The 10,591-nt window shown below is 39.3% G+C and carries 11 protein-coding genes; 10 read left to right on the top strand and 1 reads right to left on the bottom strand.

Annotated elements, in window-relative coordinates:
* The 10 genes from AB1414_08990 to AB1414_08945 form a co-directional block, all read left to right on the top strand.
* Positions 1 to 124: transposase (locus AB1414_08990; protein ID MEW6607575.1), on the top strand; the 124-nt coding region annotated here is incomplete at its 5' end.
* A 55-nt stretch (positions 125 to 179) separates the two neighbouring features.
* Positions 180 to 1,658: an oligosaccharide flippase family protein gene (locus tag AB1414_08985; GenBank protein ID MEW6607574.1), complete on the top strand. Its 1,479-nt coding sequence runs from the start codon at positions 180 to 182 to the stop codon at positions 1,656 to 1,658.
* Positions 1,655 to 2,395, top strand: coding sequence for a class I SAM-dependent methyltransferase (locus AB1414_08980; protein MEW6607573.1), 741 nt, complete (start codon positions 1,655 to 1,657; stop codon positions 2,393 to 2,395). Before AB1414_08985 ends, AB1414_08980 begins: the two co-directional genes overlap by 4 nt.
* A 74-nt stretch (positions 2,396 to 2,469) precedes the next feature.
* A complete protein-coding gene (locus tag AB1414_08975) occupies positions 2,470 to 3,588 on the top strand; it encodes a glycosyltransferase (GenBank protein ID MEW6607572.1) in 1,119 nt (372 codons plus the stop codon).
* Between the two features lie 4 nt (positions 3,589 to 3,592).
* Entirely contained in the window at positions 3,593 to 4,444 is an 852-nt protein-coding gene (locus AB1414_08970; protein MEW6607571.1) for a glycosyltransferase family 2 protein, read from the top strand.
* Between the two features lie 6 nt (positions 4,445 to 4,450).
* Positions 4,451 to 5,806 carry an O-antigen ligase family protein gene (locus AB1414_08965; GenBank protein ID MEW6607570.1) on the top strand — a complete coding sequence of 452 codons (1,356 nt, stop codon included), beginning with the start codon at positions 4,451 to 4,453 and terminating at the stop codon, positions 5,804 to 5,806.
* Positions 5,778 to 6,920, top strand: coding sequence for a glycosyltransferase (locus AB1414_08960; protein ID MEW6607569.1), 1,143 nt, complete (start codon positions 5,778 to 5,780; stop codon positions 6,918 to 6,920). The genes AB1414_08965 and AB1414_08960 overlap by 29 nt, the downstream gene beginning before the upstream one ends.
* Positions 6,921 to 7,027: 107 nt before the next feature.
* The gene (locus AB1414_08955; GenBank protein ID MEW6607568.1) at positions 7,028 to 8,314 is read left to right on the top strand and encodes a glycosyltransferase; all 1,287 of its coding nucleotides are present in this window, start codon (positions 7,028 to 7,030) and stop codon (positions 8,312 to 8,314) included.
* Positions 8,311 to 9,018, top strand: coding sequence for a class I SAM-dependent methyltransferase (locus AB1414_08950; protein ID MEW6607567.1), 708 nt, complete (start codon positions 8,311 to 8,313; stop codon positions 9,016 to 9,018). The genes AB1414_08955 and AB1414_08950 overlap by 4 nt, the downstream gene beginning before the upstream one ends.
* A 37-nt stretch (positions 9,019 to 9,055) precedes the next feature.
* A complete protein-coding gene (locus AB1414_08945; protein ID MEW6607566.1) occupies positions 9,056 to 10,108 on the top strand; it encodes a glycosyltransferase in 1,053 nt (350 codons plus the stop codon).
* 293 nt (positions 10,109 to 10,401) lie between these two features.
* Here the strand turns inward: AB1414_08945 and AB1414_08940 are convergent.
* Positions 10,402 to 10,591: hypothetical protein (locus AB1414_08940; protein ID MEW6607565.1), on the bottom strand; the 190-nt coding region annotated here is incomplete at its 5' end.

Below are 10,591 nucleotides of genomic sequence, written 5' to 3'. Positions count from 1 at the left end.
CGAGGGAATCAACAACAAAATCAAGGTCATAAAGAGGGTGGCCTATGGGTATAGAGATGAGGAGTACTTCTTCCTGAAGATACGGGGAGCTTTCAGGCCGGCTACCCACACTTCTGGGAGATGAACCGTAAAAGATAACGACGCAAATCAACTAGGGGAACGAGAATTCCGGAGATAAGATGAAAAGCGAACCAGAAAGAATCAAGAGGACCGTTGCTATAGCCTATTTCTATACACTAACAGGACAGGGCTGCAACATGTTGTTCTATTTCTTTCTTTATAAGTACTTACCCGTGGAAGATGTTGGCCTGTTTAGCCTCGCATTAGCTGTTGCCACCTTCTTCGGATTCTTCATTGATCTGGGAATATATCAAATACTTATCCGGTTTTATGCTGAATATCCCGAAGATCTGAATACTCCTATCGTAGCTTCTCTGATTATTAGGCTACCGATATTTATGTTAGGCCTTGTGATTCTTTTGATATGGAACATTGCCTCCAATCCTAGCAAAGAGATAGTTCTTATAATATTCATTGCGTGTTTGATACAAGTGTCTCTGTTAGTAAAGAAATTCTACCAATCTTGGTTAAGGGGGAATAGCAGACAGAATAAGGCGAATCTAATCGATGCTCTTGAAGGACTCGGTTGGTTAATAGTAGCAATTGTGGTTATCGTGATAATGCAGGTGGCTGGAGTCGGCTTAATATTATCATATCTTTTACTGGTACATATAGCCATACTGCTAGTGGCAATCTATTTCACAACTAGAGAACGAAGGAAAATTTTATACATAAAGGGTTCTGCGCAAGAAAGAGGGAAGGAGACAATTAGGAGTACAATTAGAATCCTGTTAAAACCGGGTCTTATTTTTGGAGCCTTGGGCTTCTTTACTCTTCTGCAAAATCGGCTTGATTGGGTGCTAGTATCGCAGATTGTTTCCAACAGTGAACTAGCAAACTATTCGATGGCAAATAAAGTATATGAAATAGTGATGTTGCTAATAGGAATAGCGACTACTACTGCCTATCCATGGTTGTTGTCTAAAGGAAGACCAGAAGGATTCAGAATTAGAGTAGAGCTTTTCATGTCATTAATTATATCATTCGGTATTACGCTTGCACTCTTAGCATCATTATATGCGCCAGGCTTTCTTTCGGGATTGTTTGGAGATAAGTATAAGGAAGCAAACATAATGGTAACGATGATCATGTTTGGAGCTACGTTTGCTGTAATATCTCAAGTATTATTCTATCTAATAATATCTCAATATTTTGAGAAATATATACTACCTGTAATAATCCTTGCATCAGCATCACAACTAGCAATAGACTTGCTATTGATTCCAAGCTTCTCAGGCATGGGTGCAATAATTGGAATGATATATCTGATTCTGATAGTCAATATAGGTCTAACGAGGATTGCAATCGCAAAGACACTCATGCCCCTTAAGAAGCTTAAGCGCATATACTCTTTTCTTTGCATTATGTTAACTATCTGGGCACTATTAATATATATTGGAATTCCAGCAATAGGTGGGTTAGTTATCATGTTGTCGATTTCAATAATCGCTACAAATTATGTTCTTCTTAGCAATGAAGAGAAGGAGACAGTAAAAGAGATATATATAGAAGCAATATCCAATAGGAGGCGCAAGTGAAAGAGTTATATGAAGGATATGATAAGCATTTTATGAGAACGCGACACTCTATCCAAGACTTGAAATTAACGAATATGCAAAGCAGAAAGAGACCTGAGTGGTTAACAGAAAACTACTCGGAAAGGATATTAGATATAGGTTGCGGTTGGGGCAATCAGCTGCAGAACATGTGGATCGCGGGTTACAGAAATCTAGTAGGAATTGATTTATCAGAGAATATGTGTATGAAAGCCAAGGAAAATCTGCCAGAGGAGATAGAGATTATATGTACAGATGCATTTGAGTATCTTGCTGATAAAGAGGATGAGTTTGGACTCATCACTATGTTCCATTTCATTGAACATATGACAATTGATGATGCGATAATATTATTAAAGTTATGCAAGAAGGCATTGAAAGTGAATGGTGCAATTGTAATATTGGCTCCAAACATGGCGAATATTATTTCAATATATGGCAGGTATATTGATGCAACTCATCTTCAGGGATATACAGAATGGAGCATATACCAAGTTCTTGATTTAGCAGGATTTTCTGACCATCAAATAATGAGAGAGAAAGTATTTTCCTATTCTAGATGGAAGGAAAACATGACGATGAAGAGATTTTGGAGAGGTCTTGGGTTGCGGTATCTAATTAACAAGATGCTTCACGAAGTACTCTATTTCATTGCTAACCAGACTCCCAGACCTACGATATATTCGATCACTTTTATTGTGAAAAGCTGGAACAAATAGAAACATCAATATGCACCTGAATAAAGCAAGCTAGCGAGAGGTTCTTGAGAGGATTAGAGGGAGATATCTCCAAAATGAAAATATTGCATATGATTGGGTCACTTAAATATGGTGGGGCGGAATCCCTAATCGCGAGCTTATTACCTAGTTTAAAGGAACGTGGGCTTGAACTTGTTTTGGTAAGTCTGACAAGCTCGTTAGATTTAAGAGAGAATATCGACGTTTCGGGCATCAAAATCTTTGACCTTGGTTTTGTGGGTAATATATATAGTTTAAAAGAAATATGTTCTACCTCGAGGAAATTCGGAGAGATATTAAGAAGAGAAGAACCCGATATAATTCATACACATCTCTTCATGCCAGATATAATTGCGCGTATATCATCACCACTAAACAGCAGATTGGTAACTACGCTTCATACCTCAGATCCTTGGTGGCAAGAAAAGGGACGTTTGCGTTCCATTGTGAAAACGGGGCTGGATTCAATATCTGGCAAGTTTAGGAAAGTCCGATATATAGCGGTTTCAGAATATGTTCAGAATTATGCAAGGCAATATCTGCGAATCAATGAAGGCAACATTCGCACTATTTATAATGGGATTCAAATAGAGAATTACGCGTCAAAGCTTGAATATTCTCACAAAGATATACCAAGAATAATTCAAGTTGGCAACTTCTATAGACATAAAGGTCACGAGGAATCGTTGAGAGCATTGAAACACATAAAGGAAGAATACGGAAACGCTATATTGAATCTTGCTGGTGATGGACCAGAAAGGAAAAGCCTAGAGGAAATAGCAGCAAAGCTAGGCCTTGCTGAGAACATAAAATTTCTTGGGATTAGGAATGACATTCCGAAATTATTAAAAGAGGCAGATATATTCTGGATGCCAAGCAAGTGGGAAGGCATGCCACTTGCTTGTATTGAAGCGATGGCATGTGGCCTTCCGGTAGTTGCTAGCAACGTTGGAGGACTGCCTGAAATTGTAAGCGAAGGATTAACTGGATATCTCATAGACAAGGATTCTTCTGAAGAATTAGCTGAAAAGACCATTACATTGCTGGACAACATTGAAATAGCGAGAAGATTTGGCATTAACGGAAGAAAGAGAGTCGAATCTAGATTCACAATGGAAAGAATGGCAACAGCATATGAAAATTCTTACCAGGATATAATGAAAGGGATATGGTAATACAGTGAACGGAGGTCCCCTTGTCAGCATTGCAATACTTACACAAAATAGATGCGAAGAAGTTGTTTCAGCAATTAACTCGGCATTGGTTCAGGATTATCCTAATACTGAAATAGTTATAGTTGATTCTGCGTCGACAGACAGGACCGTAGAAACAATATCCAAGGCGTTCCCCCTAATCAAACTGATTAGATTACATAGGAATATGGGATGTCCAGAAGGACGTAATGTAGCACTAGCAAATTGTCAGGGTGAGATAATAATATCTTTAGACGATGATGCTGTATTGGAAAGAAGCACAGTTAGCAAGTGCGTTGAAAAGTTATATAACGACGAAGAAGCCGCAATTATTGCATGCAGAATAATCGAGCCAGGTAGTGAAAGAAGCAGTATTAATAAAGAGCATTATGTTGCAGATTTCAGCGGTGGCGCGTGCGCGATAAGAAGAGCTGTAATTAAGGAGGTTGGATACTTTTCACATGATTATTTTCGCCAAGGTGAGGAAACAGATCTGACGCTTAGAATAATTGAAGCTGGGCATAAAATATTATATTCTCCTGATGCCATAATCTATCATAATAAACAATCTGGGGATAGGGATATTGGAGAAATGTTATATCATTCCTGCAGAAACGACTTACTGACAGTCATAAGAAATGCGCCTATGGTAATATTGCCCATATTGATGATATGGAAATATGTAGTATGGAATAGAGAAGGATTAATGAGGGGCCACCTTAGAGAAACTGCGCTAGCTTCGGTTGGAGTGTCATTAAGAACACCCTCACTCTTAAGGAATAGGGCTCCTGTATCAATAGCGACTTACGCGAAGTATTTCGCGCTTAGGAGAAGATAACCCAGGATGAGTTTTCAAATAGTATTTATGGCGCAAGCCTTAGTATGCATAGCATCTTATTTCTTGTTTTTCAGAGAGAATGAAGCTCCTCGAATCCTGAAACTCTTGGTTGTTGTCGCATATCTTACTGTGCCATTGACAATAATAGTAACAGGTATAGCAAGCGCAATATACGTTTCCGATTTAATGTTACCTGTGCTCATAATATATTTGGTGAAGAATAATACAGAGGTATCGAGAATCCTCAATGATAAATATGTAGTAAGTATATTCTTCCTATTAATAGTACTCCCCATTATCACTGGTTTATGTTTATCAATAATAGGTGACTATACGATTCTATCTCTTGATTCTGCAATTTGGTTCTACAGAAATCTAAATCTGGTTATTGTTCTTATTGTTGGCATGAGCACAAAAATGGATCAGAAACAAACGGGTGGTTTTCTAGAGATAAACCTGTATTTTGGTGTGGTGCTTTCTATAGCCGGCCTGGTTAGTTACTTCACTCCGTTTAAACTAGCGATCTTCGAGAGCATAAGGCTTGGACAACAGGGAAGCGAGATACTTTCATACCAGGAATTTGGTTATGGTTTCCTGGGGCTATTCAGAGGCTCAACAGGTCAATGGTTTGTACTGCTGATATTAATGGCCATTGGAGGCTATTCCTTTATTTCAAGGGGATATAAGAAGGTCGCTTGGATACTGATCTTGTCGGGGACTGGGGTTATATTATTAAGTTATTCCAGAATTGCACTGATTGGATTAGCGACAGGATTACTGATTATCGGAATGATTGCCCTAAAAGGCAAGAGAAAAATTGTGATGGTAATAGTAATTGCTGCTATTGCTTTGTGGTTTTATCTTGAGCCTCAACTTGTTGAGAATAGATACTCTTTCATTGAACCAGGGAGTATACAGACACTCTTTGAACAGGGAGAAGTGAGAATAAGGGGCTGGGAGGAGAGCATAGAATATTTAGAAGATAATGGGCAGAATGTTGCTCTTGGAATTGGCCCGGCAAACACAGAACTATCATATAAAATTACTGGTCTATACGGGCCTCACAATGAATATATAAACGCAATATTTACATCAGGAATCTTTGAGCTTTTACTGTTGTTTTTCGTGTTATGGCAAATGATCATGAGGTTGTATCAAAAAGGGAGGAATTCGGATAAACGGACAAAGCAACTATTTTGGGGCTTTATTGCGATAGTTGTAGCAAATATAGTAATTGGAATAACGCAGGCTCATTTATTGCATGATTATGCAACATATACTTTTGGATTTTACCTCTTCCTAATATATGGAGCTATCATGGGTTCGTGCGATAGTGATTGGTCAAGCAATGGGATCGAATAATATCGTAATCTTGCACAATATTGTAACGCCATATAGAAATGCTCTGTTTTCGGAAATAGCGAGGATCCATGATGATTTCAAAGTTATCTTCATCGCAGAAACCGAAATCCCTAGGGATTGGATAATTGATAAAGGAAATATGCAATACGACTATGAGATATTGTATAGGAAGCCATTAGAAAGTATCAACAAACTGAATTTAGTCGCGCGCACTTTCTCGAGTCTTCGCAAGTTGAATGCAAAAGTCCTAATAATCGCAGGTTACGATAGTCCTGCATTTTGGACTGCCCTGCTTTGGAAAAGGCTTTACAGGAGAAAAGCTATAATCCTATCGGCTTCGAACGAAGAAGATAGAAGGCGGATCTTTCTTAGGGAGATGTTGAAGAGAAGATTCATACGTAATTGTGATGCGGCAATCGTATATGGTTCTAAGGGAAGAGAATATATAAGAAAGCTAGGTATGTGCCCGGGAAGGATATTCCTGATGGGTAATTCTGTAGACAATGAATTCTATTGGAAGAAATCTGCCGAATTCCGTTTAGAAAAACATGCTTTGCGAAAAGAGCTAGCATTGAGAAAAGTTAACATTCTATACGTTGGAAGGTTTTCAAAGGAGAAGAACCTCATTTTCTTATTAGATTGTATTAATTCACTTCCGGTTGATGATAAGAAAGTTTGTGGTTTAGTAATGGTTGGATCTGGACCATTAATGGGCGAAGTCCAAGATTATGTACAGAAGCACAATATGAAAAATGTTTATCTGGCAGGTTTTAAGCAAAAGGAAGAGCTGGCTTTATATTATGGGATATGTGATGTATTGGTTCTACCTAGTTTGAGCGAAACATGGGGACTAGTGGTAAATGAGGCCATGGCATCCGGGTTGCCTATTATTGTTTCAAGAAGGTGCGGTTGTTACCCAGATATTATAAAAGAAGGCATCAATGGCTTCTCTTTTGATCCACACAATAAAGAGGAACTTATGAACCATATATCTAATATGGTAAAAGGAGTATATGACCTTAAGGGGATGGGCAAAGCGTCTAGGTCGATAATAGATGAATATTCGCCGGCCAAGACAGCGGAAAGATTGTTAGAGGCTGTAGGGTCTATCTAATTGATAGAGTTTAATAAATACTATAGAAATAGGATTCGTTAATCTTTGATCTTTCATGAGAACACTTATTTGTACTAGAAGATAGGATATTCCAGGAATGCAGTATATTGCAAAACCAGAGAACACACTTTGTGGTTTCTATAAGGGAAATAGAGATGAAAGTCTTATTTGTGACGCCTGCTTATGAACCAGCATGGGCATTTGGGGGTACTGTTACATCAGTAAGCCAACTCTGTAATGCCTTATCGAGAAAAGGAGCAGATATAACAGTCTACACTACCGATGCGGACGGTAAGGGGGGGCACCTCATCAATATGGAAAAGACAGCTTCAAGGAATGGAGATGTTTCAGTTAAATATTTTAGGTGCAATTTGGGGAAGAGCAGAGCATTTTACTCAAGGGAGCTTGCTACGTCTCTGAAAGAGAATATTTCAAAGTTCGATTTGGTGCATGTTTCTTCAATCTGGCAATGGCATCAAATTGCAGTTGAACGCTTCAGTGTTAAGAATGAGATTAAATATATTATTTCTCCACATGGCAGTTTAAGGGAGGAGGCGCTCTTCTCAGTCGGGAACCAGCTTATTAAGAAGATGTATTGGAGCCTTTTTGTAAAAAAAGCTATTGAGTCAGCAGCGGCAATCAGCTTTTTAAATGAGAGAGAGAGAACGGACGCTAAAGAATATGTGAGAATTCCTGAGAGCTTCATTGTTCCGAATGGAGTAGATTGTGAAACGGAATACATTAGTAAGAAGGATGCCATGGAGTTTAGACAAGCTCTAGGCATAGATGGAGCTTCAATCCTTATTCTTTTTCTGGGAAGAGTACATAAAGTAAAGAATATTGATTTAGTAATCCAAGCTATTCCCTTCTTATTACGGGAAGGCCATAATGTGCATTTCATTATTGCCGGACCTATAGAGGATAAGCATTACTATTCTTCACTTAAGAACATGACCCGAGAACTGAATATTGAGAAGAGAGTGGTCTGGTATGGTCTTGCAGACGAAGTCGATAAGCACAAGTTACAGGCGATTTCAGATTTAATGATCCTTCCTAGCATGACCGAGGGCGTAAGCATGTCATTATTAGAAGCTTTAGCATCATCGACCCCTGTATTGTTGACCAGTAATGCCACCAATTCAGAGGAAATAGAAGCATCTAGAGCAGGAATAATAGTTGAACCAGAAATAGCTGGCGTAAGAAAAGGGTTAATAAGACTATTCTCAGAACCTAGATTACTGGAAGAAACAGGCGAAAATGCAAGAAGACTTGCTCTTGAGAAATACAACATTAGTAATGTCGCACTCCTAATGATGCAAGCTTATGAAGATATATTGTCAGGTAAGAGACACCCAGAATTGATGTGGGAAGATCCTCAAGGGCCAGCCTTATGATAGAACAGGGAAAGAAACACATATTAAGTATGCGGATGGAGGTAACCTACAGATATTGGGTAAAGAAGTTGCGCAGAATAGGAAATCTAACAAGAGATACTTCCTTTGCAGCGCTTGATGTAGGCTGTGGGGTTGGCAACTTTCTAGAACGATTGGAGAAGTGGTACCCTCGAGCAGAGTTGAATGGAATCGATATAGCCGATGAATCCATAATACTTGCAGGTAAGAAGCTGAACAGAACGAAATTGACTACGGGCGACTGCTCCTGTCTGCCTTACATTGACTCATGCTTTGATGTAGTAACAGCTTTTCAGGTTATAGAGCACCTGAAGGATCCCGAAACATTCATTATCGAAGCAAGACGAGTATTAAAGTGCGGAGGAATATTTGCAATAACAACTCCTAACCCAGAAGGTATTTGTGCACAACGTCTTGGTAATAGGTGGCATGGATACATAGACGATCATATTTCCTTAAATGGAATTAGTGTGTGGAGAGAGATGATAGAGAATAGCGGATTTGAAATTAGAAGCGATGGGACAACAGGATTAACAGGATATGGGATATTTAGGAAGACACCGCTTGCCTTAATCAATTGGATACCAATGTCAATATGCGGATATTTCCCATGGAGAAAGGGAGAAAGCTATACAGTTATTGCTGTCAAAGAAACGAAGACAGGTAAAAATGATTTATATAGTTAGCCTTAAGTATTCACCAGGCTTGCGGAAATATTTTCGAGTGATAGGTGATGGAATCGAAAAATGCGGTGGCGAAGTCAAATATATATTATCAAGAGGCTATCGGGCGCTAGGGGATGAATATGGTAACGAGATATATTTTACAGAATACAATACTAAGAGATTGGAACTCGGCGAAGCAGCACGATCCTATTTGCATGGTAGAATGAAAGAAATTGCGTGTAAATATCCACCAAGAGCTATCCTTTTCTATAATACACATCCACTAAATCCGATAATAGCTAATAGATTCAAGGCCAAGAACCCGGATGTCTTGACCGTTCTGTATCTTCACGATCCCTATAAAGACTCAAAGCGGGAGTATGGTTTAACAAACTCGCTGAAAATCAACCTGGTAGAGATTATTCAAAAGACTACAGCAAAATATATTGATCATGTAATATCACCCTCAGAGAATTCTGGCAAGATATATAGGGATCATTATAAAGATAGAAATTCGGAGCACCATATCTGCCCCCTACTAATTCCAGATAAAGGAGTAGTGAAACAAGATAACAGACGCTATTTCTCAATGATTGGCAATGTCAGCATGGCTACCGGCCACGATACATTTATACAGCTTATTAACTATGTGGCAAGAAAGAAGCTGGAATATAAGTTTGTTCTGGTCAGCTCAAATAATATCTATAAATATACGAATCATTTAACAGAGGCCGGGAAAGAAAAACTGACTCTCGTGAATAAACCCATTATAACAGATAAGGAAATAAACGAGATTGTTTCAAGAAGCTACGCAGTCTTCAGGCTTGATAAAGAGATAACTCAGAGCGGAGTAATCCCGGATTCTTATATGAATGGAACACCTGTTATAGTCAGAGATATACCTGGGTTAACACAAGACGTGTCACATAGAGAGAATGGGATGGTTATTTCAAAATCTGCGGGAATAGAGGAGATTATTGAGGCGATGAGATATGTTGAAGAGAACATTAATAGTATGTCTACAGAGGCACGTAAAGCTTACGAGAATACTTGGTCAGACAATAGATTCATTGATTATTATGGTTGGTTGATAGATGCTATTTTCAAGTAAAGTGCACCCGATTTCCTTGGACACGGAATAAGGATAACCTTATGTCCAAGGAGGTGGGAAGATGCCGGATGCTGGAAGCGACAAGGAGACACAGAAAGAGAAGGAAGGAGAATCCAGGCTGGGTGAGGTGAACCGTCCCGGGTTTACCGGAGGCTCGGTTGCTTGAGTTCTTCCGTCTTTTCCTGACCCTCCTTTCTCCAGTAATCGGCCTCGAATTCCGCCGGCGGGATATTGCCAATAGGTTCTAAGATCCGGCGGTGATTGAACCCCACTTTCCCCACCCCGAATCGAGTTTACGATAGCATTTTATTAGCTCCGAGATCAGATCTGGCCGGGGAAAACTGGACAGGTGCTTCACTCATCTTGAACAGTTGAACCCCGACTTTGGCCCACCCAGGACGTAAAACCCCAGGTAGATGGATTGCGGCTTGGAAACCGCGCTTGAAACTAGTGCCACGTTTAAGGTAATCAATAAGGCTATAA

It is taken from the genome of bacterium (assembly GCA_040755795.1).
GTDB lineage: Bacteria > UBA9089 > CG2-30-40-21 > CG2-30-40-21 > SBAY01 > JBFLXS01.
This window is presented reverse-complemented; position numbering and strand designations above follow the sequence as displayed.